Here is a 23405-nt window from a genome sequence, read left to right as displayed (position 1 = left end):
AAACAAAATAAGTGTTGTATTATTTCACTATCTTAATTATGAAGGATAGATATGGAAAATACAGCACAAAAAAGAGATGCTAGTTTCAATCTTACAAAAAAATACATGCCTAAACTGATGTGGCTTACAATTATTGTATTCACTAATGTTTTAACTCTTTTCCTGTATGACAGATATTTATCTCTTCATATTAAGACTGTTGATATGCAAAAAATTATTCAAGATCCAATTACAGTAAAAAAATTTTTAAATAAAGAGATGAATGAAAACCAATATGCAATAACTTTGCAAAAAAATTTGGAAGTTCTAGAAACATCTTTGAAAAGATTTTTAATTGATGAGCCTAATACATTATTTCTCATAAAAGGGGCAGTAATTGATGTAAAAGGTTTTAAAAGCAATAAAATAGTGGATATAACTGATGAAGTTTACAGAGACATTCAAATACATTCTCACAAGTAGATTTTTTTATATTTCCTTATTATTTTTAACACTTTTCCCACCTGTTTACAAGAACTTGCCAATTAGGATTGATTACACCCTTGATTCTTGTTTACCACAAAGTGTTTGGATTACATATAAAGACTTTAATCCAAGTGTTCATAAATATATTTTATTTGTACCAAAAAAAGATTCATATACTCAAAAAGCAAAATATTTATTGAAATATGTAGGTTGCAAAAGTGGTCAATATTTAGAGACAAGGGGCTTAAATTATTATTGTGATGGAAGTTATATTAGTACCGCTAAAAAGTTAGACATGGCAGGAAAACCATTGTCACAGTTTATATTTAGTGGTGTTATTCCAAATGATAAATTTTTTGCAATAGCTACGCATCCATATGCTTATGATAGTAAATATTTTGGTTTTGTAGATAAATCACAAATTGAAAGAGGAGCATCCCCTGTTTTTTAAAATACTTGTATTTACAGTTTTATCAAGTGCAGTGTTTGCAAAAACATATTCTATTGTAGAAAAAAATTTTATAGATGAAGTAATGGAAAGAAAACCACTAATTGAAAAGAATGCAAAAGAATATGTAAAAAAGCTAAAAAATGATGCACAAAATATGTCAGGTGAATCAACAATAAGTGCAACAAAGAGCTATGTATATTATATTGATCCAACCTATACACTAGAGCAAGATATACCTAAATACAATAGATATGGACAATACGAAGGTGTTTTATATAAAAAAGGGACTCAAGTAAATCCAATCAAATTTATCAAAGTAATTCCTCCGGATATAGTAATTTTTAATCCTTGTGATCCTGATGAAAAAAGTTTTGTACAAAAGTTGAGAACCACTAGATATAAAGACAAACATTTTTTAGCTACATCAACAATGTGTAAAGCAAAAGATCTTGTAAAAGATGATTTAGGCAAACAAGCATTTATGTTGACAAAAAATATAAAAGAGAAATTTAAAATCAAAGAAACTATCAGCATTGTTAGTGTTGACAAAAGTGTTAATAAGATTAAAGTAGAGGTATTTAATGCTAAAAAAAGTAAATAAGATTATTTTAGTCATTCTTTCAACATTTCAATTTGCATATGCTAGTCCTAATGCAGCAGCTTGTGAAGCAGCAATAGGGGGTGGAGCTTCATTAGGAATTGTTCTAACAAATATGATAACAACTGTTTATAATCTATTGCCAATACGATTTGCAGGCATACCATTAGGTGTTTCTACTATGGCAGAAGATTATGCAGATGTTTCAAGTCCTATATGTGTTTGTCCAGACCCATTTCCTAGAATAGGATTAACATTATCATTTTGGGAACCTTTTGCAACTATGGATGTGAGTGGAATATCAAATTGTATTCCTTCTTTAGGAGTATCGATTCCACTTCCAGGATTAGGTAATAATTTTCAAGCAGGTACTCCATCAGCTCAAGGAGCTAGCAATAATGAAAGCTATCAAGTTACATACATCAAATACCCATTCCTAAAATTAGCCCAGTTACTTGTTGATGTAGCTTGTTTATCTCCTGATGCTAGTGTAGATAGTTTATATCCTACTTCTATTGACCCTACATGGCAAAGTGATAGTTGGTCAATAATCTTAACACCTGATGCATTGTTATTTACCAATATGTTTGCTCAATTTGCTTGTATAGCTGATAGTGTTGCTGCAAACTTTGGTTTTCCGTTAGACCCACTTTATTGGTGTATAGGTTCATGGGGAAATATTTTTCCATTGGGTTCATCAAATAGTGGTGTAGCAAGTGCAGATAATGCAATGGCAGCAGGAGCTAGAATGATATTTAAAATGCATAGGGAACTAATTTTATGGGGCAGTTTGGGCAATGTCGGACTATGTGGTAAATATCCAATGCCAATAATGAGAAAATCTGCTTATGCACTCTATCCAATTTATCCATTAATGCTATGGCCATTTAGAACACCAATTGGAAGAAGTGGAATGATATGGGCACACGGACAAAATACACCAGGTGTTAATAATCATGTTTGGACAATTATGACTTATAGAAAAAGGGATTGTTGTGTATTCTAAAATAATTATATTTACACTAATTATATGTATAAATGCTTTTGCAGATTTTTATGATCAGATTGAAAAAATTGATAAAAAAAGAGAAGATATATATTTTGATATAAATAAAACTCTTAAAAAGCCAGATACAAGTATTTATCAAGAGAAAATTCAAAATGCTATGAATGGGTTACAAGACAGAATTAACTCTTATGAAACTAAAGTTTATGGCGGAGCAACAAAAAAAGAGATATTTAGCAATATTCAAACTTCTTTAAATCAAAATAGTGGACAAAAAATTGATATTAATCTTGAAGATTTTGTATCAAATAATAGAATATATATTTTTATGAGTAGTTCTGTACCACTCTCTGTATGGCATGAATATGGTTTGTTTTTAGATAAAAATAAATTGAGAAATGGTTCTTTACTTTTAAGAGGATGTATTAATGGTTGTGAGAAAATTATGCCAACGATGGAGTTTCTAAAAAAAGTTATTGAATATAAGCCAAATGAAAAGATAAATCCATCTATATTATTAGATCCATTATTATTTGAAAGATATGAAATCAATGAAGTTCCTTGTGTTGTTTATGCAAAGGATGTTTCTTATCTAAATAAAGGTTTTCAAGGTAGTGAAGGTTCAAAAGATGAAGTCAAAACAGGAAAGATTTATAAAAGTTGTGGTGATTGGAATATGCTATATCACCTTGAAGAATTAGAAAAACAGTCAAATGATATTTCATTGTCAAAATTAATTAAAAAAATTAGAGAGCCTAAATAATGAAGTGGATAAGTATTTTCCTTTTAATATTCAGTACTTCACTATTTGGTGCTGATTACACTGTATATTCGTGGGGATATGGAGATATTTTAGGTGAAACATTACAAATGATAGCCTTTCTATTTCATTATGACGATTATAAGGATGCATGGAAATTAACATTATCATTAGCATTATTTGTAGGTGCTATGGCAACGGTTATACCTAATTCAGATATTTTAAAAGTACCAAAAATATTTTTGCTTTCTACTGGTGTATGGTCAGCATTTGCAGTCGCACAAGTATCTATTGAAATAGATGATCTAACAAATACGGGCAATAATAAAGTAATTAACGGTGTACCATGGGCAGTTGGATATCCCATGAGTTTGATTTCAGCTCTTGATTATAAGTTGGGACAAGCATATGAGAGTGCATCTTCAATACCTGCTACTCTTAGATATACAGATGGTGGGATGATGTTACCATTAAATCTATTCAACTCATCACTTAGCTATAAAATCACAGATACAAGATTATCTCAAAATGTTTATAACTACTCAATAGAGTGTGCATTACCTGATTTTGACGATGGTATAAAAGATTATGATTTAGCAATGCAAAGTACTGATTTATGGGCATATATGGGAGGAACTAATCCAGCAGTTTTAGTAGAATACATAAAATCAGATGGTACAAAAGAGGTTAAGAGTTGCACTGATGCATATTCATCAATAAATTCTGATATGACCACATATTTTTCCGCAGGTGGTAAAGCAATGCAAAACTTAGCTACACAAATGGGATTTGGTAGTGCTGCTGCTATATCTTCTAAACTTGGAACAACACATCAGTGGCTTCATGGTGCTACAGCTTCAGCAAATACTATGTTAATGCAAAATGCTTCAATAAATGCTTTCAATGGAGCATTTAAAAGTTATGCAGCAATGAATGCTTCAAACTCAGAAAGTTTGGCAATGTATGCAGGTAAAGCTGAAAGTGTAGCTAGTTCAAATATGATTGTTTCTGGAATATTAGGTTCTAAATATATCCCTGTAACAAAGGGCATATTGATGTCCGTTGTTGCAGGACTTACACCTATGCTTGCACTTATTATGTTAACACCATTGGCATTTAAATCTTTTGTTGGATATTTAACAATGCTTATGTGGCTAGCAACTTGGCATTTAGGAGAAATTATATTAAACCATCTTGTATCAGTTAAAGCTCAAGGGGTCATTGATGCTTATGCGGATAGCACATTAACATCAATGACTAAACCACTTGTTGAATCTACTGCACTAGATTATATTAACATGATATCTTCAATGTATTGGATGGTTCCTACAATTAGTGGACTCATAGTTGGAGGATTTTCAATGGGGGCACTAGCAATGATGACTGGAGGAATCACTGGAAGAGTTGCAAAAGGAGAAGCTGTTGGAAGCGAGATGGGTACAGGTAGTTGGCAAAGTGGAAATATTAGAATGGATAATACTACTGCTAATAAACATGACACTACTTCAATGCTAGGTATGGGACAATCATATAATATTCAAAGAGAAGGTTTTGGAGCAAATAATTTAACTACAACTCAAGGTATGACAAGTCAGTCTAATCAAGGTATTGTAAGTGGTGCTATGCAAGGAATTTCTCAAGGACTTAATACAATTGCAGGACATCATGGAGGTGGAAATGTTGGTGCAAATTGGAGTGCAAATACACAAGTTAAAAATAATGCTGATGGTTCTTCATATCAAAATGGAACATGGACAAATGTTGGAGCAGATGGAACAGTTACACAATTAAGTGGTGCTATGACATTTGGTAAAAATGGAGAAATTTTGAGTGGTACCGGTATTAAATATACTTCTACAGATAGTTCAGGAAAAACTGTAAGCGGTGAATTTGATTATAATAATGGCGAATTAACTCACTCTAAAATCAGAAATGAAAATGGTACTACAGTTGAAACAACTTACAATGGTGATGGAACATCAACACAAAATGTAACTACATCTAGTGGTTCTAAAGGAACATTCACAATTGATGAAAATGGTAGAGCCAAAGATATTAAAAATGTCGATATGGCTCAAGTTAAGGCAACTGAAGAATATGCTAAACAAAAAGCAGTTGAAAAAGCTACAAGCGGAGTTTTAACAGAAGCATTTAAAAAAGCATTTACTCATTCTGATACAGAAGGTAAAGATACAACGGTTAATGACACTACAGGTTATTCAAAAGACAATACAACAGCAAATGTCGCACAAGTTTCCCCTACTTCAGGACTAAATGCTTTATCTGGACTATTTAAAGGCAAAGGTGGTTTTGGAGGAGCATTAGCTAATGCCACAAATATTGCTACAAAAGCTGTTGGGGTTACATTAACAGATAGTGATTCAATTTCTACAAATAAAAGTGGTCAATTAGTTGTTACAAGTAAAGATGGAAAAACAGATACTTATCAACTCGATGATAGTTCTACAAAACAGCTGCAACAACTATATGCACAAAAAGAGAGTGAAGTTAGTGGCCAAAAATTTTCAACAAATGAACCTATTAGAAATTTATTTAAAGATGAACAGGCTAAAAATACCAATGAGACAGCAGTTGAAACATTAGAAAGAATGGATACTAATATATCAAAAACTGAACAAGATCTAAAAAAAGCAGTTATAGATTCTAATCCAGAGCCAAACTCAACATTTACTAATGGTGTGAAAGATGAAATCAAAAAAGTTGATGAGGCTACTAAAAATGAAGAACAAATTACTACTAATGGAACAAGTGTTACTAATAATCAAAGCCCTGAATATCAACAAGCAAAAAAAGATTTTTTAGACAATTTTTCAAAAGCTAGTAAAGAAACACAAGATGGAGTAAAAGAAGAAGCTGCAATGATGTTAGGAGCAACTGTAGCAGGAATTGTGGGAACTAGATTCGCACCGCAAATTCAAGAAGCTTTTGAGAAGAAGTTTTCTAAAGCTACAGATTTTGAAAAAGCGGTTAATGATATAGAACAAGCTACAAAAAAAGTAGAAACAGCAATAGATACTGGTAAAGGTGGAGCAGGAACCAAAAAAGCTTTTGAAGATTTAGGATTAGGAGAAGCTGCAAATAAAAATGGTTTTGTATTTAACAATGATGGCTCAGTAAATGAAAAAGCAACTGCTTTTAAACAAAATGCATTAAGAGCTGAAGGAAAATTAGAAGAGACTTTTGGACATCGTCCTCAAGCTTCAAAAGGTGTTGAGCAAGTAGGTAGAGAAGAATTTACTAAAAAAATTGATGAAGCAATTACACATTCCAATGATCCAAAAGAAATTAAAGGGCTAAATGCATTAAAACAGGATGTTATCGATGGTAAACCAATTAGTAATAAGAGAATGGCTAACTTTGGTTTTGGAGCAGGTGCACCTGTAAATGAACCAATTAAAGTTGGTTCAACAGTGCAAGCTTTTGATAAGGGACATTCAAATTATGGAACAGTAACTGGATTTAATAAAGATGGAACAGCAAGTGTTTACTTTAAAAATAATGCCACAGGAAATGATGCAACAGTAAAAATTGCTCAAGAAGATTTGAAAAATGTAAAATCAGTTCCTCAAAGCGGAAATTTTGATTTTAATAAAGCTGGTGCAAGCATAGTGGCTTCTAATCCTGAAATTAAAAATCAAGTTCATCCACAAAATTCTGTTCATACTCCATCTAATGTGCATGGAAATACCGATGTACATACTCCAAAAGGCGGTGGCTTTTTTAGTATGGTAGTATCAACAATTGGATTGACAGCTTTTGCAGGAGCTGCTGCTAATGCAGATGAGAATGTAGGGAAATATGTTGAAGCAGGATTGAATTTAGCTAGTGGGGCTAGCTCATTATTAATCCCTACTCCACTAGGACAAGGTTCAGATTTACCACCAGTAAATTCGCCTGAAATGGAAAAATTTACTTCACAATTTAACCAACAAAATATTGATTTAAAGACATTGAATTCAGGCAATCAACAAACATACAATCCAGTAGGTAATATTAAGTATGATCCTGAACAAAAGTTACAGACTTACAACCCTACTCCAAATTATGATCCAGAAAAAATTTTAAAGCAAGAGAGCCAAAGAATTGATAATATTGTTAACAAGAATAAAGAATAGATAGTAAGTAAAGATAGAATTTACATACCATATAATGGTATGTAAATATTGATTTTTCACGCCATTTTAGCTATACTCACTCTATGAAAAAACAAAAATGGATATGGGAGTATGATGAATATCCCAATTTTAAATACAATAAAGAAAAACTAGAACCATTGTTAAGAAATATTGCTTATGAACAAGGAAAACTAAAATCTTTTATGCTTTTGATGGATAAAGAGAGCACAAACTATTCATTAGCACAAACTTTAGAAAATGAGATTATTGCAAGTTGTGAAATAGAGGGTGAGATACTTAATCGCCAAAGTGTTCGTTCCTCCATTAAACAAAAACTTGGACTAGAGTCTCATGAACATTATAAGGCTCTAAGAAAAGAGGATAATTATGTAGATATTCTCATTGATGCTAACACAAACTATGATGAGGATTTAACGTGTGATAAACTCTTTGGTTGGCACCATGCAATGTTTGAAAAAGGGTATAGTGGATTTTCAAAAATAAAAGTGGCCCAGTTTAGAGGCGAAGGTGCTATGCAAGTAGTTTCAGGGGATTATGGAAAAGAGAAAATTCACTATGAAGCACCGCCCTTTTATACTCTTGAAGATGAAATAAATAGTTTTATAAAATGGTTCAATACCACCTCTGCAACACTTGAAAAAGCTGCTATTACTCATCTTTGGTTTGTAATCATACATCCTTTTGATGATGGTAATGGAAGAGTTACAAGAGCACTAACTGATAGAGTGTTATCAAAATTAGAACAATCTACTTTTTCAAAAATCTATACCATGTCAAAGAGTATCTACGAAGATAGAAAAGGTTACTACGAAGCTTTAGATAAAACTACTGGAAGATTTCAAAAAGATGATCCATTGGATATCACTTACTGGATGGAGTGGTTTTTTAAAACCTTACGCCATGCTCTATTAGATGCACAGAAGCAACTTAATTACATCGTAGAAAAAACAAAATTCTGGGATACTCATAGAGAAGATGAGCTAAATTCCAGACAAATAAAAGTATTAAATAGGCTTCTTGATATTGGAAGCGAAAATTTTAAAGGTGATCTTACAAAAGCTAAATACGTAAAAATTGCTAATACCGCTGAAACTAATGCTTCAAGGGATATTGCAGATTTACTTCAAAAAGGGTGCATCAAAAAAGTAGAGGGTACAATAGGAAGAGGCACTAGATATATGATAAATCATAATTAGTAATATACTTATTTAGTGTTTTACTATATGAACCTTTAGTTCATTTGACACGCCATTTTGATTAGCTTATAGTCTTACTCCAAGTTATGATCCAAAATAAATTAAAGCTTGAAAGTCAAAAGGTTGATAAAATTATTGGTAATAATAAAGGCTAAGATTTTATTAATTCATTATATAAAATAAGTAAAATGCAGTGTGTGAGGATTACCCTTTCCTCACTTGGTTCCAAAGGCAGCGCACTGACAATGGATAAGATTTAACTATTAAATTATATTGGTATATTCGTTAAAAGAAGCTTAGATAATATCAAACATCTTTTTAAGTGAATTTTTAACACTATTTATAACTACAGGTGATAAAGGTTTGAAATGATTATTAAACACACGTTTTGTTTCTTTTATATTAATTCGTTCTAAACTTATATGTTTTATACTATCTAAAAGGATGTATGAATCATTTAGAAGAAAGCTGTTATATTTTTTCTCAATCAAAATACTATTCTTACGTTTTGTTGATGATATCGGTACAACTATAACAGTTTTTACATTATTGATATATTTATGATGAATATCACTTAATATCAAAGCCATATGTTCATAACAAAATTCATATTCACCATAATTAAGACCTTTACAACTTTTCATTTCTTCAACAGTAAATGAAGCATTTGTTTTGCGATATTTTAAATGAATGTCTTTAAGTAAATGATCCCCAAAACCAACCATAACAAAGTACCATTTAGCAATTTTATTATCTTCTAAAAAAGTTTGTACCTTTAATATTTTATTTTCAATTTCTTTTTTTTGTATATCAGAATAATTATTTTCTGATTCTTCATATAATTCATTTAATAAACTCATCATAAAACCTAATATAAATTTGCTATTTTATCAACTTTATAATAAGCAATCAAATATTTTTAAATAATAAAAACATATAAGTTTACAGCGACTGCAACTGTTATAAGAAACAGATCAGTTTTCCAGCCCCAGTTGAAATTGATATTAGTATTTGAATAATATTTATTTGTATCATCATTAGTAGTTGTAGAATTTGGATTACCCATTACATCAATTCCATTGTGAGATGGTAAACCGCTCATTGGATTAGTGTCATTAAACATAATTAATTTCCTTAATATATATTGTGTTTTGTAAGTATATAATATTTTTCTACTACTGTCAATAAACTGCCCTATTCTCTTCTTTTTACTTAATGGTGTATTTAAAATTTAAAAAAAAGCTTTTTATTAATACACTATTATCATTATAATAGTGTATAATATAGAAAAATTTGTAAAAAATAGGGGGATTTGATGAAAAATGAGTCGTTTGCACTAGAAATTGAACGATTTTTCGACTATTTCGTAAATGAGCTAAAACTCACAAATAAATCAAAATACACTATCATCTCCTATAATACTACAATAAAAAGTTTCATAGAGTTCATAAGACAATATGAAAAATCTGTTTCGTTTGAGAATCTAAAAAAAATTGACATTATGAATTTTCTTGAATACAAAAATATGGTTTTAGAAAAACAAAGTGAGCTTGAGATGAGTTCTAAAAAACTTTACATCACTCATTTAAAAACATTCTTTACATTTATCAATGAAAATCTTGATACTGATATTAAGCTCTCTACTATTTTTAAGATCAATATAAAAGTTCCAAAAAGGACTCCAAAGGGTGTTGAAAATAAAGATGTTCAAATTTTGGAAGAGTATCTTGCCAATATTCAACTCAACAATTTTTTAAATATTAGAGCTTCATTAATTTTGAAAATTCTCCTATATTCAGGGGCTAGAAGAGGGGAACTTGAAGTATTGAAAACCAAAAACTTTGTTGCAGACGGAGAACTTTATATAATTTATACTATAGGAAAAGGGGATAAAGAAAGAACTTTATATATACCAAAAAAATATATTCAGAAAGAAATTTCTTATTATATAAGTAATGATATAGAGTTTATTGCAACAACAAAGTCTGGTAAAGTGATGGATGGTTCACAAATATATAGATTTTTAAATAATACCTACAAAAAAATCGGTATTAAATATAGTGGTGCTCATATTTTAAGACACACATTTGCAAAATCAATGATTGCAAAAGATGTAAACATTGTGACTGTAAAAGAGTTACTTGGACATGCAAGTATTCAAACAACAATGATCTATACTAATCCAAATCAACGAGAGGTTCAAAAAGCATATTTAGATACTATAAAATAAGTACTATTACACTTTATTAGTGTATAAATACTTATTTTATAGTTTATTTAACTGCGTCTTTTAAAGCTTTACCAACTTTAAATTTTGCAACTTTTGTTGCGGGAACTTTAACTTCTGCTCCAGTTGCTGGAACTCTTGCTGTTCTTTCAGCTCTTGTAGATGTTGAAAATGTACCAAATCCTATGAAGCTAACACTATCACCTTTTGAAAGTGTTTCAGTAATTGTTTCAAGTACAGCATCTAATGCAGCTTTTGAATCTTTTTTAGTAAGTCCAGATTTTTCAGCTACGATATCAATGAAATCATTTTTGTTCATATTTTATATCTCCATTCTAATTTGTGAGTAGATTTTATCAAAATTTTGATATGTTTTACCACAATTAGCTATTTTGATTAATCTTTGTAATCATTTTATATAGTACTTTAACAAATAAATTCGCTTCTTCAATATTATTGAATATTTCAATCTCTACTCTATCAGGAACAATAACACAGGAAGGTTCTATCCCACAAATCATATCAACTGAATATTTAGCAAAGATAACAGATGTTTGCCCTTCTACAATATAGGTATCACTATCTATTTCATTTACTGATATAGTTATGATTTTATCCATATTGACAAGTTTATCATCAATTGATAGATAATTATTTGCTAAAGAAACTGAATGCTCTTGATTCAATTTCTTATATTTATCTGTAATTATATAGTTTTCAGTCATTTAACCGTCACACACTAAAGATTTTATTCTCATCAGTAGCTAAACCGATTACTACAGTATCATTTACACTTATAACAACTAGAATTTTTCCACTAAAATCGTGTGATGTAACAAGTGCACCTTCATCTACAGAAAACCTTGAACCTTTATTTATACATTTTTCCGCAAGTATTTTTTTTCTTCTATGTGAAATGCTATTCATCATTAGATCAAGCTCTAAATGTTCTAAGTTATCATAAGATAACTCGTTCAAGAGGTTGTGTAAAGTTGTATTTTCATATTTTATTGATGTTTTCAAAGTATCGCCTTTATTATTAATATATTTTAATAACTTCGATAGCCTTTTTTTAGTTTAGATGAGACTATGAGGTTATACCTATTTTTGAGTTCTTCAAAAGACTTAAATTCCAAAAAATATTTTCTAGTGAATGTAGTATTCTGGAATGAGCCATAGTATATTATTAACAAGAAGTCGCCAAATAGGGACTTCTGGACTTCTAATTTATAATATCTATGTCTTTGTTTTACTTGTCTTTTTAGTTGTATCCTCATCTACTTTTGGTTCCTCAGTTTTAGGCTCATCAGGTTTTACTGTTTGATCTACTTCATCTTCTTTAGTTTGAGTTTGTTTTTGATATAGATATCCCTTTTGTCTTGCTTCATCAATAATATCTTCAAAGAGCTGCGTAAGCTCATCAATCTTTGAAGAAAAGTATTTATGATCTTCAAGAGTTTTTACAGTTCTATCAATATCAGTTCTAAAACCACCAACGGTATCAAAACCTCTAATTCGTCTATTCATTGAATTCATCATAGTATCAACAATTGTTGCTATGTTCATCAATCTAATAGTTGTTTGAGAGTTTGTAAATACTGTAGCAATTTGCATATCAGGCATTTTATTCATTTTAATGACTGCGTTATACAAATTGTTTACGAATACCTCATTGGTATTGGTGCAGGTAATATCTTGTTTTTCAAGATATTTTAGTTTATCTGCAAGAGAGAGATTTTTTCTTTTTTGTTGTTTTTCTGCCATATTTATCCTTTTAAAGTATTTATGGCATTATAATATTTATATTGTATTTTGTGATTATTTTGAATTTCTACTTATCTACACAATCAACACCGTATTCTTGAGGGTTAATAGACAATCCATTTTTAATCTCATCATACATAAATGGTGATACTTCAGCTAAAATTCCCTCGCTTTGCTCATCTACAATACCATTCACGACATCAAATGCTAATAATACTTTATTATCTTCATCTGTTCTCACGGTTGTATTTGTTTGTTTTATAAAAATTTCGTCCATTGTTAACTCCTAATATTTGTAATGTGATTTTATAGTATATATTGTATTTTGTCAATATATAATGAAATAAGTTCCCTTGCTCTGCAATGTTCTAAAGTTGCCTATTATTTGAAGATTGTGATATATAGATTTCGTGAAATAGTTAAAAATACGAAATATAGTTAATATTTGATAGGAAGATTTCGTATTTATAGTTCAAAAACATTAGGAATATCTACTTGCTTATTTGTAGTAATTTTTGAAGATGATTTTTGTATCTTCTGTTGTTGTAATTAAAAAAATAGATATGCTCTAGAATTGTATATTCTCATATATTTTTAATAAATTATACACCTATCGTGTATATTATTCTTCGAGTTCAAGCCACCAACCTATTTCACTTTTATACTTACTTGCTGTTTCCCAAAACCACTTCTCTTGAGCTTCCCAATCCCAATTTCCACTTCCATCATCAAACATCTTTTCAAACTCATAGATAGATTTTACCCCTTCATGTATAGCTACTATAACATATCGAGCACCTATATTGTCATCTGGGTTTGATTTTAAAAGTCTATTGAAAATCACAAGGGCATTTTTCTTATCACTATTGAGCCATAAAAGTGCAGCAAAATTAAACATCACTCTAATGATGTGTCTATTTTCAGTGAATCCCCAAGGTAAGCTATCTGGGAATTTACCATTTTTATTAAGGACTAAATTCATAGCTCTTTCATACCCTTTTTGCATCAGGTTATAAGCTTTTGTCCCTTTACCGCTATTTAGATAATACTCATGAAGCACTGTATAGGTATCATAGAAATCTGGGTCAAGTTTGATGAGTTTTACTAGTATCTTTTCACTTTTTTTATAATCATCAGCCTCAGGACTCTCAAGAAACTCATAATACTCCTCACTCACTTCAAATCTATCAATATCTACAAACTCATAATGTTCTTTGAGATCATCTGGAAATATAGCACTTCTATTGACTATACAATCCACATCGAATACTTTTGAATTGATAGCTTGTGGCTTTACACCAAAGTAATCAGCCAACTGTTTTGTAGTGATTCCACCTCTTCCATTTAATTTATGCTCTCTTAGGTAACTAAATATAATGGCACCCGATATAAGCTCTGGTTTTACTGCATTTTCTATTATGCTTGAGCCAGAGTTTACTAATTTTTTAAATCGCTCTAATGGCTCTTGATTATTTTTGAGTTTCTCGAAACAAAACTTTTTTATTTGGTGTTTTATTAGGTCGTGGTTAGTCATTATTATTAGTCAATTTCCATATGTTTATCAATAAGCCTAAAGTAACCTTTTATCATCATTGGATTTCTTATTGCAATTTGAACATGTGTTTTTTCATGAAAGCCAGCTCCTTTATAAAGCTCTTCTCCTTCTACAAACATTCCTCTTACAGAATCAAATTGTTGCTCATCAGTATTTGTAGCATGCAGAAATTCAATTACTGCTCTATCTAATGGCCTTAAAAGTTTATCGTGATCACCTGAATAAGCTTCTTTATTTTTAGGCATCTCTGCACCTGTTTCTATCGCAAACTTTTCAAACCTAAAATAAGCATCCTTCAGTAACTTTTTATAGTGATTTTCTGAAAGATTTAAGCAATGTCCTAAGTCAAGAACCGCTCCAACAACTGTTGGGTTAGGATATTTATCTGGATTTCTTAATTTAGCTTCATTTACATATTCCCATGCTCTTATAGGATCATTTTCCCAAAAATACATGCCATTTCCTAGCCAGTCATAATGATTTTTACTTTGCTTAAAAGTAGGTTTTTCAGATAGTAAAGATTTGGCTGTTATTTCATCACAACCATGAAAACCCAAAACTAATTTCGGATTATTTGTATATAATTCAAATGAATTTGAGTTCAAATTATTTAAAAGATGCAGTCAGCTTCATGTTTGTATCATAGATACCACTAGCTATTAAAGCTTTTTTTATTGATTCATTATCCATTGCTGTAAGATGGTTCTTAATAATTACTACATCATCAGCTTTAGAACTTCTTAAAAACCTACTGTGCTTAGGAGTTCTCGTAATTATTTTAGATGTTTTTCTCATTGTTACACCTCATTTAAATTATGATTTATTATATCTAATTAATCTATAAAGTTAGTTTACTTATTGTTGATTTGGAATCTTTTAAATCTTTCCAAAAAGACTTAAAAAACCCCAATAAGGGGAAAACTGATTAACAGTTTTTAAAAATCAAATAAAGTAGTTTGTATCGGATCAATATTTTTTCTAGTAAGCTCATAGGCTAACCTAAAAATCTCATCACCTTTGATACTAAATACGATAACTTCTTTATCATTATAGTCGCTTCGTTTTAGCTCATCGATACTTCTACCTGCGAGTTCTCTTGCATAAATATTTTGTTTAATTGTAAGTTCCGGCAACTTCCCATCTCTATTAATAGAAGACGAAAAACCATCAATACAATATCCACTAGAGCCACCATTGGAATCTAAGTCATTGCTTTTCATAAAGCTCATAAAGTCAGCTTTTAAATGCTTCCAATTTTTACATGTTCTAATCTTTTGAAATAAATTATATTCCTCTTTTTTATACCAAAGCATCGATTGTAATGTTTCAACAACTTTGCTTTTAAGGATATCTTCATCACTCATCATATCTTTATATGGTATATTAAAAAAATCTCTAAGCCACTCTATGAACTCTAAATCATAAAGTTCATAAGAGGGTAAGTCATTTTCTTCATACCAATGATGTCCATGTGAATTAATTTTTCTACCATCAAACCAAAACCTATAATCGGTTTTTTCTTCAATAATCCAATGACTATAGGACAAATCTACAGATACATATCTATCTCTATGGTATGGAACTAAATAGAGTCTGACTAAATTTTTTACCCTTGAAATGATTTCATAATCACTTAAAGCTCCATCTCTAGTCAATAGCGATAGGTAAAATTTTGATGTTATCTCCATCTTTTCCCCCGCTTCACACCGTGCGTGCGACTTTCATCGCACACGGCGTTCCATCGAACTTATTTAACTTTCAAACATTTAAACTTTTATAATTCTAATCACCCTTAGAAACAGATTTCCTGCATATTTGCTTGTTTTCTCAACCTATTAACTTTTTCAAGTTCTTTTGTTGATAGTCCAAGTTTTCTGACATATTCCGCAATGATCTCATCTTTAGTTAAATGCAATAACCTATGAATATTCTCCTCTATAAGTACAAGATTTTTATATTCATCTGTTCCACCTAAAGCACGAGGCTTTTTGTGGTGACAGTGCATTTCAGTTATATTGAGTGGTTTTCCTGTTACATAGCATTTTCCATATTGTCCTACAAAGAGCGATACACGATTATCATTATATTCAGCAGATTGTCCTTGAATAGGGTTTTCTACTAAATATTTTAAGTCACTTGTACTAATTGCTTTTTGGTTCTGATGGATTTCTTCTCTATCTTTTGAAACATATATGGACTTTTGACTAAAGTTCATCTGTTTTTGATGTTGAATATATCCTATGGGTAGCATTGGGGTTTCATATAGAAACCTTAATTGCTTACTATCTCCGTAACTTTTCTCCATATATTTTGGGATTTTGTCATTTGCATTCTTCTTGCGAAGAGGTAATCTATTTTTCAGAGTTGCACGAGTAATAAAGGCGATTTTGCTAAAATCTAAGTTGCAGTGTGTAGCACAATTATAATAATTGTGTACCCCTAAAATATAAGAGTTATAAGCATTTACGGCTTTACTACCTTTATTATCTTTTGGTTTCTGCATTTTCTTAGCGTATTCTCTAACTGTAGCAACCATCTGCTGATAGGCTTTGTTTCCTATTTGAGATTGAACTACAAATTTATCTCTATTATTTTTGTCTTTTTTCTTTTTGGTAACTTTTAACTTTATGCCTAAGAAATTTGAATAATTCTTCCGAAGATTAACTATTTTTGACTTTTCAGGGCTTATTTCAAGTTTGAGTCTCTTTTTTAACCACTTCTTAGTAGCTTCAAAGATTTTAACTGCATCAGTATGGTTTCTACAGAATAGCTTAAAGTCGTCTGCATAGCGTACTATGTAAACTTCTTTAAGTTTGGTTCTTTTCAAGGCTCTGATTTTATTATCATTATACAATAAACCACTAGCTTTCACTTGTGGTATATATTGGTACCTTGTTATCATCTCTTCCCATTGGGATTTAATCCAATGGTCATACTCATTAAGTGCGATATTTGCAAGTAATGGTGAGATGATACCTCCTTGCGGAGTGCCTTTTGTTGGAATTCCAATTCCCTCTATTTCTGCTTTTAGGAGTTTTGAGATTATGGCTATAAGTGTTTTATCTCTTATTCCTAATGACCATATTTGTTTTAACAGTTTCCCGTGGTCGATGTTATCAAAGAACCCTTTTATATCAACATCTACTACATAATGTAGGTTTGCCTTTTGTGCAAGGTGGTAAGCTCTAGCAATAGCATGTTTTGTACTCCTAAGAGGTCTAAAACCATAACTATGTTTGTAAAATTTTGCTTCACAAATTGGTTCCATTACTTGTAATATACATTGTTGGACTAACCTATCACTAATGGTAGGTATTCCTAAAGGTCTTGTTTTTCCATTTGGCTTTGGGATTTTAACTCTTCTTACCTTTTGAGGTTGAAAATTTTGCAACTTATTTCTAACAAGCATTACAAGGTCTTTGGTTTCAAGTTTAGCAAGATTTGCTATTGTTTTACCATCAGTTCCTTTTGTGTTACTTCCTGTGTTCTTTTTGATGTTTCGATATGCTAGTAAAATGTTTGCTTCACTAACGATTTTATCCATTAGATTTTTGAAGATATAGCCATTTTGACTCTTTGCATATAGGTTATCTTGAACTTTTTGAAAGTCGTAATACTCATTATTTCTCAATTTTTGTCTCTTTGGGTTCTTAGTCTTACTCAAAGTTGGCTCCTTTATATTGGTTTTGCCTCTTTTAGTCTTACTCGAACCTTTGAATTTTAGTTTTAATGTTTTGTGTATTAAATACTTCCGACTAAAGCCCTTTGCTCCACTTCCATTACAGAAGCTTCATCACTCGTGGCTTCACTATCACTTAGATTAAGAGATTTTAATATCTTGCGAATTTATATATCTCAATACTTCATAACTCGTTAAAGCTCCATATTCTAAGCTTTCCTTGTTCCGATTATTTTATCTTTACATATAACATTAGGTGTCATCCTTTAGTCCTGTAAGCTTGATAGTGCCTGTAACACTATATGGTTTTTCATAAATGGAATTTTTACTCAACCACACTTACCTCGCCATTGGCGATAAATACATTTCTGTATTTCATATATTTAGAACCTTACATTCGGAGATTCGTCAGTATCTTTTAATACATTCTCACCATAGTTATTTTATAGACTCCCGACCTATCAACACTCGACCACCTCTGGTTCGCATTTCCACAGCTTGACCTGTTTGGGTGTCTCTCAGCCGACTTCAACGGGCTTATAACCGCAATTATTTAACGATAATTACCGCTATCCGTAGTATCAGAGAAAGCGTTTCAGGGCGTTACTCCATCATTCCACTTTTCAAATAATCAGTTTGCTAACTGTTTAAAGACTGTTAGCAGAGTATCTTTTAAATACTCAACAAGTCGCACTCCATTTATATTCATCATCCCACCAAAAATCATCAAATCTTCCATGACCTTTTTCACTTGTAGTACCCCTTATAATGGCATCTTTTACAAGCTTAATCATCTCCTTATTTGTTTTTGGTAAATGCTCTCTGTAGTCAATATCTTGATAAGTTCCATAGGTATGGCCATTTAATGGACACAACTCAAAGAAACTAAATTTTTCTAATTGTTTTCTTTTGTATTTTTTCTCTTCAGCCCAGTATTTTGTCCAACTTTTTTCTTCACCAGATTCAGGTCTAACTGGAGGTTTATCCTCAGTTTTTTCATCTCCAAATAAAGATAATTGAGCACTTTTCTTTTGCTTATCAAAATACAAAAGTTTATCTTTCCATTCTAGTATTTGTGTACATACATGCTCTAGCAATTTCTCATGTCCACTGCTATACATCCCACTTGCATAAGCAATTTTAACCTGCAACCACACTTCATAATCAATAATGGTGTCTCTTTTTTTAACTTGATTTTTTAAAGTGAGAACTCTATATTTTTCTAAATCTTCAAGTTCTACAAAATCAAAATAATCTCTTAGTTGGTCTAATTGCTTGATAGAAGAACTTTTTTTAGCTTTTGGAATTACACAACAGCTCATTTGTGTTCTCCTTTTATCTCTTGTTTTGTCTTACCATCAATAAAACCAATTTCAATAACTCTTTCTTTGAAAAATGCCTTTTGTGCATCTTCAATACTATACTTATATGAAGTTGCTCTAGTTTGTGTTATTCTAGCCATGATACAACTCCTTAGAAGTAATATCTAATTCATTAAGCTTTACCATAAACTCTAAAGAGTCTTGATTGGCTAGTGCAAGTTCATATATTTCATCATAACTTGTACATTTATCAAAATGTATCTCTTCACCTCTACTACTGCATACTCCCTTATACACTTTTTTACTGTATGTTAGTGTATATTCTTCAGCAATTCTTTTATCAAATAAAACAGTGATATTTCTGACTTCATCTCCGAAAACAACCACCTCTTGAACAACAAAAAGTTTTTGAATTGGGTTCAAAAGAATTGTTTTATATTCAAAACCGAAGTCTCTCATACTTCCTTTTTCACTATTACCTGATATTAAACGCTTTGCTAAAGTTTTTGGAGTAAATCCATTGATTTTATAATTTGGATATTTTGTAGCAACATCATTTGCTACTTTCACAGTAGATAAAAATTTATATTCTTTTGCAGACATATTTTCTCCTTAATATGTAATATTAAAGAGGTAGAAGTACCCTCATAAAGGGGTATTGCTACCCCTTTGTATGGGTTAATTAATATTTCCAGCTAATATTTGTTACTTCTATTGAGTAACCTTTTTTTACCGTTTTTACATCAAACTCAAAACCAAAATCTCTAAGACTTTTTAGAACATTTTGAATATCTCTATATACTCCCTCAATTACTCTCAATGTATCATATTTAACTTGTTGAGAAAAATAAAATGCATTTTGAGAGAGATTAGTTTGTACATTTATTGAAGATCTCCAAGAGTTTTCAAAAGCTTTTTGTGAAAGATGATGTAAAAAATAGAACCTAAAATCATTTGCAATCTTATATAGTTCAAATTCTGATGTTAAATTATCCATTTTACACCTCGTCAAATACATTGATTGGTAACTCACTTATCATGACACCAAATTCAAACCTGTCACTAATCAATTGATTAGCACCGTTTTCGTAAATATCAGCATTGAAACCAGGATAAAGTTTTTCAAAGCCAAGCTTCATCTCATTAAGAGCTTTTTCGTATGTATCAAACATTCCAAAAACAACTTTGCTTGAATCACTAAACCAAACATCAAACTGTTCTACCACATAAATATTTTTTGGTAATATAGACTCCACAAGACGAACTAAATCATCATATTTTGATTGCATTAGTCCTCTAATATCTCGTGCATTATCTAATTCAAACTCTTGACACACTTGAAAGTTATCTGGAAACTCTAATGTAGAGTTTTTCATAAAACTATCCCAATCATTATCTTCAAATGGTCTTTCACAAAAAATATCATCCATAATATGCTCTTTAATTTTCTTTTCCATCTTTTACACCTTGTAGTATTTTCATCATATTTGATTCTAAACATAACCCATCAAAACATCTAGGGATTACAGCCGTTTGATCCTCTAACTTTGTTCTTTTATTAACTCTCATAAAATTGAATTTTTTATCAGTAAGATTCAAAGAATCTCGTAATGATGCAAATTCAATCAAAAGCTCTTTGACACAATTTATGTCATCAATTGAGTCACTTTTTGCATAGGTCCAATATGTTGGTCTATCAAAAATTCCGAATTTAGTTAGTATTTCTTTTGCAGTAATATGTGGATTTTCATCGAGATGCCTTTGAATAGTTTTAACAGCACCATTAGCTATTCCAACACCTAGCAACTCTTTAGCAGTAATTGCAGGATTTTTCTCAAAAGCACTCAATAATCTTTCACTATCTGAAGATATTGCAAAGTCAAGACAATACATACCTTGATTGTCTTGATAAATCCTCTCTTTTCTGTAATATGCGATGTTGTAGTAATAATCAGACGGGAATAATATGCCTAAATCAATGAATTTTTTCATTTTTATTAGAAGCTCATCGAGATTATCACAATCTTGAGTTTCTTCATTATTCTTATAAGCACCAGTGCTACTTGTTTCATGAATATTTTGGTCAAATTCAAATAAATTAGGTTGTCTAGCACTCATCTAACATCCTTATTTCTATTGCCTACCCATCCTGTTATCAGATGAATAGTATTGTGCTCATCAACCGAATACACAATAGTTGAACGACCTATATCGAACTCTATCTCCTTGTCTTTTTCAATCTGTTCCAAATTATCTTTGACATATAAATATGCAGGTACTAATACTGAAAGCTCAAAAGCTCTTCTAATTAGCTGCATAATAAAGTGCCAAGTGGGAACTATTTTAAATAAAGGAGGGTTTGTCGTGATTTTAATTCTATCTTTATCCATTGCAATTCCCCCAAATTTGCGTACCTTTTGGAAGTCGTGAAACTCCCAAAAATTTACGAGCAGAGTCTTTAACTTCTTGTAAACTTTTACAATCAAAAAACTCTGTTGCATACACATCACCAGGAAAATGAACGAACCATTTTTTTACTTTATTAGACTTCATATCACACCTCATTCAAAATCTAACATTAGATATTTTGCTTCATGTGCATCAAGTAAAGAAAGTAATGCATTTTTTAATGCCAAAAGCGTATTAGATTGCATTGAATTATCTTCATTCTCAATCAAAGATACTGTTTCATAAGTGAATATCCAAGCATGTATATATGCAGGATCATTTGGCACAAAATCAGCTAATTGGTCTAGCTCTTTTAGAAGCAATGGGTGTAATTGATTTACATTCAAAGAAACTATTTTAGTAGTGTTGTTGAGTTGACTAATATTTACATCTTCTTTGAAAAGAATTTTGTAGGGATTTGTATTATTTATCATTTTTTATCTCCATATATTTTTCTGGAGTGATATAACACAAACCCTACATAGGAGAATGTGTTAATCACTCCCCTATTTTGGGTATTAAATTAAATTTGTGAGGCCAATGCTAGTGTATATGCTAAACCATTTGCATTGACACTCCTATTCGTATTTAACAAATTGTCCATGAGTTAAATTTAATCCATAAACAACTGTTTTGTAAGAATCAACAATTTTAACTTTGTCGATATTTCCTTTTTCATCACTTTGCTCAACCGAACTCTTTACCTTTGTACTAGTGCCTTTTAAAATTACAAGATCACCATTGTTTAAAGTAACCTCTTTATTCAAAGCACCACTAGCAATTAAAATTGCTGCTTGACCTTCATTTGGATGTTCTATGGATGAATTTAGTAAATTTGCACGTCTAAGCTCATCAAAAAATATCTTTTTGAGTTTAGATTTTGCTAAGTGCTCATCTACTTTCCATCTTGGAATCTCAATCTCTTTAAACATTTGTGGTTCACCACCTGTTTTAATAGTGATCTTTTCAAAATCAATATCATCATCGATGTTTAAAGGGTTCTCAAATAAACTAAGAAACTTAGGTATTGGGGAACGGAAGTTTGGCAACTGTTGATGTAACACGATAAAAAATTGTCCAAACTTTTTGTAATCTTCATTGTTTGGATCATAGAATGAAATAATTGGCTTATATCCTTGTAATTGTAGTTTTTTAGCCATCTCCTCATCAGCAGATGAAGGATTAATAACTAACAATAAAACTCCGCCAATAGCTGTTGTAAGTCCCCATCTTTCGATGAATTCAATTTCAAGTCTATTTCCCATTGCATCTAAATCATATGGAGGATTTAAAAAATTAATTCCGACCCAATGATTTGATTTTCTAACACCACTTAGAGCATTTGCATTTAATACCTTGTCAATTTTCCTATCAAAAGCATTTTTAGCACGATTTTCATCAAGCTCAACTGCAAATGTTCTACATTTATACTCTTTGCCTATAAACTCTATAGCTTCTCCCTCACCTGCACAACAATCTAGTGCATAAACAGTTTTCGCTTCAGGTAAAAGCAGAGTTTTATCAATTACTTTTTGAATGGTTTTTATATCTGTTGGATAAAACCCCATTTTTGTTTCACAAGCTAATCTAGCCATTATTTGTTCCTTTGTAGATTGCAACACACATAAATATCCCTTTAAAAATGATGATTTATGAGATTACAATGATTAATTAGATTTTTTTGAAATGGAAGAATTTACATAACACCAAACCCATATAGGGAAAATGTAAAATCTCCCATATATACTTTTAAGTGGTGTTTTAATTTATTGAAAAG

31 protein-coding genes are annotated in these 23405 nt (G+C 30.8%); 8 read left to right on the top strand and 23 right to left on the bottom strand.

The window, feature by feature from the left end:
• The first annotated feature begins 51 nt into the window (after positions 1-51).
• The 7 genes from AC6H4V_RS12070 to AC6H4V_RS12040 all read left to right on the top strand — a co-directional run bounded on the left by AC6H4V_RS12070 (position 52) and on the right by AC6H4V_RS12040 (position 8633).
• Positions 52-462, top strand: coding sequence for a hypothetical protein (locus AC6H4V_RS12070; protein WP_497608040.1), 411 nt, complete (start codon positions 52-54; stop codon positions 460-462).
• Entirely contained in the window at positions 422-916 is a 495-nt protein-coding gene (locus AC6H4V_RS12065; RefSeq protein ID WP_497608039.1) for a S26 family signal peptidase, read from the top strand. Before AC6H4V_RS12070 ends, AC6H4V_RS12065 begins: the two co-directional genes overlap by 41 nt.
• A complete protein-coding gene (locus AC6H4V_RS12060; RefSeq protein WP_497608038.1) occupies positions 888-1517 on the top strand; it encodes a hypothetical protein in 630 nt (209 codons plus the stop codon). Before AC6H4V_RS12065 ends, AC6H4V_RS12060 begins: the two co-directional genes overlap by 29 nt.
• A complete protein-coding gene (locus tag AC6H4V_RS12055; RefSeq protein WP_428015979.1) occupies positions 1498-2520 on the top strand; it encodes a TraU family protein in 1023 nt (340 codons plus the stop codon). The genes AC6H4V_RS12060 and AC6H4V_RS12055 overlap by 20 nt, the downstream gene beginning before the upstream one ends.
• The gene (locus AC6H4V_RS12050) at positions 2510-3283 is read left to right on the top strand and encodes a TrbC family F-type conjugative pilus assembly protein (protein ID WP_151944437.1); all 774 of its coding nucleotides are present in this window, start codon (positions 2510-2512) and stop codon (positions 3281-3283) included. The genes AC6H4V_RS12055 and AC6H4V_RS12050 overlap by 11 nt, the downstream gene beginning before the upstream one ends.
• Positions 3283-7416, top strand: coding sequence for a conjugal transfer protein TraG N-terminal domain-containing protein (locus tag AC6H4V_RS12045; protein WP_497608037.1), 4134 nt, complete (start codon positions 3283-3285; stop codon positions 7414-7416). The genes AC6H4V_RS12050 and AC6H4V_RS12045 overlap by 1 nt, the downstream gene beginning before the upstream one ends.
• An 83-nt stretch (positions 7417-7499) precedes the next feature.
• Positions 7500-8633, top strand: coding sequence for a Fic family protein (locus tag AC6H4V_RS12040; RefSeq protein ID WP_497608036.1), 1134 nt, complete (start codon positions 7500-7502; stop codon positions 8631-8633).
• Positions 8634-8929: 296 nt separating this feature from the next.
• Here the strand turns inward: AC6H4V_RS12040 and AC6H4V_RS12035 are convergent, their stop codons facing one another.
• Together AC6H4V_RS12035 and AC6H4V_RS12030 are read right to left on the bottom strand one after the other, a co-directional pair.
• Positions 8930-9496, bottom strand: coding sequence for a type II toxin-antitoxin system PemK/MazF family toxin (locus AC6H4V_RS12035; RefSeq protein ID WP_497608035.1), 567 nt, complete (start codon positions 9494-9496; stop codon positions 8930-8932).
• A 56-nt stretch (positions 9497-9552) separates the two neighbouring features.
• Positions 9553-9756: a hypothetical protein gene (locus AC6H4V_RS12030; RefSeq protein ID WP_497608034.1), complete on the bottom strand. Its 204-nt coding sequence runs from the start codon at positions 9754-9756 to the stop codon at positions 9553-9555.
• A 192-nt stretch (positions 9757-9948) separates the two neighbouring features.
• Here AC6H4V_RS12030 and AC6H4V_RS12025 point away from each other — a divergent pair, with 192 nt between their 5' ends.
• The gene (locus tag AC6H4V_RS12025; protein WP_497608033.1) at positions 9949-10863 is read left to right on the top strand and encodes a tyrosine-type recombinase/integrase; all 915 of its coding nucleotides are present in this window, start codon (positions 9949-9951) and stop codon (positions 10861-10863) included.
• Between the two features lie 43 nt (positions 10864-10906).
• On the opposite strand, the gene AC6H4V_RS12020 is transcribed toward AC6H4V_RS12025, so the two are convergent.
• The 21 genes from AC6H4V_RS12020 to AC6H4V_RS11920 all read right to left on the bottom strand — a co-directional run bounded on the left by AC6H4V_RS12020 (position 10907) and on the right by AC6H4V_RS11920 (position 23250).
• Positions 10907-11179, bottom strand: coding sequence for an HU family DNA-binding protein (locus AC6H4V_RS12020; protein WP_151944440.1), 273 nt, complete (start codon positions 11177-11179; stop codon positions 10907-10909).
• Between the two features lie 64 nt (positions 11180-11243).
• A complete protein-coding gene (locus AC6H4V_RS12015) occupies positions 11244-11585 on the bottom strand; it encodes a hypothetical protein (protein WP_497608032.1) in 342 nt (113 codons plus the stop codon).
• A 7-nt stretch (positions 11586-11592) separates the two neighbouring features.
• Positions 11593-11883: a hypothetical protein gene (locus AC6H4V_RS12010; protein ID WP_497608031.1), complete on the bottom strand. Its 291-nt coding sequence runs from the start codon at positions 11881-11883 to the stop codon at positions 11593-11595.
• 26 nt (positions 11884-11909) lie between these two features.
• Complete coding sequence (locus AC6H4V_RS12005; protein WP_497608030.1) at positions 11910-12137, bottom strand: WGR domain-containing protein; 228 nt, start codon at positions 12135-12137, stop codon at positions 11910-11912.
• Complete coding sequence (locus tag AC6H4V_RS12000) at positions 12097-12624, bottom strand: hypothetical protein (RefSeq protein ID WP_497608029.1); 528 nt, start codon at positions 12622-12624, stop codon at positions 12097-12099. The genes AC6H4V_RS12005 and AC6H4V_RS12000 overlap by 41 nt, the downstream gene beginning before the upstream one ends.
• Positions 12625-12691: 67 nt before the next feature.
• A complete protein-coding gene (locus AC6H4V_RS11995; RefSeq protein WP_497608028.1) occupies positions 12692-12901 on the bottom strand; it encodes a hypothetical protein in 210 nt (69 codons plus the stop codon).
• A 345-nt stretch (positions 12902-13246) separates the two neighbouring features.
• Positions 13247-14158, bottom strand: coding sequence for a tetratricopeptide repeat protein (locus tag AC6H4V_RS11990; protein ID WP_497608027.1), 912 nt, complete (start codon positions 14156-14158; stop codon positions 13247-13249).
• A 5-nt stretch (positions 14159-14163) separates the two neighbouring features.
• A complete protein-coding gene (locus tag AC6H4V_RS11985) occupies positions 14164-14736 on the bottom strand; it encodes a hypothetical protein (RefSeq protein WP_497608026.1) in 573 nt (190 codons plus the stop codon).
• Positions 14737-14785: 49 nt separating this feature from the next.
• Positions 14786-14974 (bottom strand): hypothetical protein, encoded by a 189-nt coding sequence (locus AC6H4V_RS11980; protein ID WP_497608025.1) that lies wholly within the window; start codon positions 14972-14974, stop codon positions 14786-14788.
• Between the two features lie 140 nt (positions 14975-15114).
• Positions 15115-15867, bottom strand: coding sequence for a hypothetical protein (locus AC6H4V_RS11975; protein ID WP_497608024.1), 753 nt, complete (start codon positions 15865-15867; stop codon positions 15115-15117).
• A 104-nt stretch (positions 15868-15971) separates the two neighbouring features.
• Positions 15972-17843 (bottom strand): group II intron reverse transcriptase/maturase, encoded by a 1872-nt coding sequence (gene ltrA / locus AC6H4V_RS11970; RefSeq protein ID WP_497608023.1) that lies wholly within the window; start codon positions 17841-17843, stop codon positions 15972-15974.
• A gap of 695 nt (positions 17844-18538) precedes the next feature.
• A complete protein-coding gene (locus AC6H4V_RS11965; protein ID WP_497608022.1) occupies positions 18539-19180 on the bottom strand; it encodes a hypothetical protein in 642 nt (213 codons plus the stop codon).
• Positions 19177-19320, bottom strand: coding sequence for a hypothetical protein (locus AC6H4V_RS11960; protein WP_497608021.1), 144 nt, complete (start codon positions 19318-19320; stop codon positions 19177-19179). Before AC6H4V_RS11960 ends, AC6H4V_RS11965 begins: the two co-directional genes overlap by 4 nt.
• Entirely contained in the window at positions 19313-19783 is a 471-nt protein-coding gene (locus tag AC6H4V_RS11955) for a hypothetical protein (protein ID WP_497608020.1), read from the bottom strand. Before AC6H4V_RS11955 ends, AC6H4V_RS11960 begins: the two co-directional genes overlap by 8 nt.
• A gap of 79 nt (positions 19784-19862) precedes the next feature.
• Positions 19863-20177: a hypothetical protein gene (locus AC6H4V_RS11950; RefSeq protein WP_497608019.1), complete on the bottom strand. Its 315-nt coding sequence runs from the start codon at positions 20175-20177 to the stop codon at positions 19863-19865.
• Between the two features lies 1 nt (position 20178).
• Complete coding sequence (locus AC6H4V_RS11945; RefSeq protein WP_497608018.1) at positions 20179-20637, bottom strand: hypothetical protein; 459 nt, start codon at positions 20635-20637, stop codon at positions 20179-20181.
• Entirely contained in the window at positions 20621-21298 is a 678-nt protein-coding gene (locus AC6H4V_RS11940) for a hypothetical protein (protein WP_497608017.1), read from the bottom strand. Before AC6H4V_RS11940 ends, AC6H4V_RS11945 begins: the two co-directional genes overlap by 17 nt.
• Positions 21295-21570, bottom strand: coding sequence for a hypothetical protein (locus tag AC6H4V_RS11935; protein WP_428017954.1), 276 nt, complete (start codon positions 21568-21570; stop codon positions 21295-21297). The genes AC6H4V_RS11940 and AC6H4V_RS11935 overlap by 4 nt, the downstream gene beginning before the upstream one ends.
• A complete protein-coding gene (locus AC6H4V_RS11930) occupies positions 21563-21733 on the bottom strand; it encodes a hypothetical protein (protein ID WP_497608016.1) in 171 nt (56 codons plus the stop codon). Before AC6H4V_RS11930 ends, AC6H4V_RS11935 begins: the two co-directional genes overlap by 8 nt.
• A gap of 8 nt (positions 21734-21741) precedes the next feature.
• A complete protein-coding gene (locus tag AC6H4V_RS11925; protein ID WP_497608015.1) occupies positions 21742-22062 on the bottom strand; it encodes a hypothetical protein in 321 nt (106 codons plus the stop codon).
• 144 nt (positions 22063-22206) lie between these two features.
• Positions 22207-23250 carry a DUF6094 domain-containing protein gene (locus AC6H4V_RS11920; protein ID WP_497608014.1) on the bottom strand — a complete coding sequence of 348 codons (1044 nt, stop codon included), beginning with the start codon at positions 23248-23250 and terminating at the stop codon, positions 22207-22209.
• Between the last annotated feature and the right edge of the window lie 155 nt (positions 23251-23405).

The organism is Sulfurimonas lacustris, from assembly GCF_059705355.1.
The sequence above is the reverse complement of the archived record's forward strand: the minus strand, read 5'-3'. Positions and strand labels throughout refer to the sequence as shown.

Bases quoted from the DNA above. Each gene is read 5' to 3' on its own strand.
- AC6H4V_RS12070 (WP_497608040.1), top strand. From the start codon at position 52: ATGGAAAATACAGCACAAAAAAGAGATGCTAGTTTCAATCTTACAAAA.
- AC6H4V_RS12000 (WP_497608029.1), bottom strand. From the start codon at position 12,624: ATGGCAGAAAAACAACAAAAAAGAAAAAATCTCTCTCTTGCAGATAAA.
- AC6H4V_RS11995 (WP_497608028.1), bottom strand. From the start codon at position 12,901: ATGGACGAAATTTTTATAAAACAAACAAATACAACCGTGAGAACAGAT.
- AC6H4V_RS11990 (WP_497608027.1), bottom strand. From the start codon at position 14,158: ATGACTAACCACGACCTAATAAAACACCAAATAAAAAAGTTTTGTTTC.
- AC6H4V_RS11930 (WP_497608016.1), bottom strand. From the start codon at position 21,733: ATGAAGTCTAATAAAGTAAAAAAATGGTTCGTTCATTTTCCTGGTGAT.
- AC6H4V_RS11965 (WP_497608022.1), bottom strand. From the start codon at position 19,180: ATGAGCTGTTGTGTAATTCCAAAAGCTAAAAAAAGTTCTTCTATCAAG.
- AC6H4V_RS12025 (WP_497608033.1), top strand. From the start codon at position 9,949: ATGAAAAATGAGTCGTTTGCACTAGAAATTGAACGATTTTTCGACTAT.
- AC6H4V_RS11945 (WP_497608018.1), bottom strand. From the start codon at position 20,637: ATGGAAAAGAAAATTAAAGAGCATATTATGGATGATATTTTTTGTGAA.
- AC6H4V_RS12045 (WP_497608037.1), top strand. From the start codon at position 3,283: ATGAAGTGGATAAGTATTTTCCTTTTAATATTCAGTACTTCACTATTT.
- AC6H4V_RS12035 (WP_497608035.1), bottom strand. From the start codon at position 9,496: ATGATGAGTTTATTAAATGAATTATATGAAGAATCAGAAAATAATTAT.
- AC6H4V_RS12005 (WP_497608030.1), bottom strand. From the start codon at position 12,137: ATGAGGATACAACTAAAAAGACAAGTAAAACAAAGACATAGATATTAT.
- AC6H4V_RS11940 (WP_497608017.1), bottom strand. From the start codon at position 21,298: ATGAGTGCTAGACAACCTAATTTATTTGAATTTGACCAAAATATTCAT.
- AC6H4V_RS12015 (WP_497608032.1), bottom strand. From the start codon at position 11,585: ATGACTGAAAACTATATAATTACAGATAAATATAAGAAATTGAATCAA.
- AC6H4V_RS12020 (WP_151944440.1), bottom strand. From the start codon at position 11,179: ATGAACAAAAATGATTTCATTGATATCGTAGCTGAAAAATCTGGACTT.
- AC6H4V_RS11975 (WP_497608024.1), bottom strand. From the start codon at position 15,867: ATGGAGATAACATCAAAATTTTACCTATCGCTATTGACTAGAGATGGA.
- AC6H4V_RS11955 (WP_497608020.1), bottom strand. From the start codon at position 19,783: ATGTCTGCAAAAGAATATAAATTTTTATCTACTGTGAAAGTAGCAAAT.
- AC6H4V_RS12040 (WP_497608036.1), top strand. From the start codon at position 7,500: ATGAAAAAACAAAAATGGATATGGGAGTATGATGAATATCCCAATTTT.
- AC6H4V_RS11960 (WP_497608021.1), bottom strand. From the start codon at position 19,320: ATGGCTAGAATAACACAAACTAGAGCAACTTCATATAAGTATAGTATT.
- AC6H4V_RS12030 (WP_497608034.1), bottom strand. From the start codon at position 9,756: ATGTTTAATGACACTAATCCAATGAGCGGTTTACCATCTCACAATGGA.
- AC6H4V_RS11980 (WP_497608025.1), bottom strand. From the start codon at position 14,974: ATGAGAAAAACATCTAAAATAATTACGAGAACTCCTAAGCACAGTAGG.
- AC6H4V_RS11935 (WP_428017954.1), bottom strand. From the start codon at position 21,570: ATGGATAAAGATAGAATTAAAATCACGACAAACCCTCCTTTATTTAAA.
- AC6H4V_RS12065 (WP_497608039.1), top strand. From the start codon at position 422: ATGAAGTTTACAGAGACATTCAAATACATTCTCACAAGTAGATTTTTT.
- AC6H4V_RS12055 (WP_428015979.1), top strand. From the start codon at position 1,498: ATGCTAAAAAAAGTAAATAAGATTATTTTAGTCATTCTTTCAACATTT.
- AC6H4V_RS11925 (WP_497608015.1), bottom strand. From the start codon at position 22,062: ATGATAAATAATACAAATCCCTACAAAATTCTTTTCAAAGAAGATGTA.
- AC6H4V_RS11950 (WP_497608019.1), bottom strand. From the start codon at position 20,177: ATGGATAATTTAACATCAGAATTTGAACTATATAAGATTGCAAATGAT.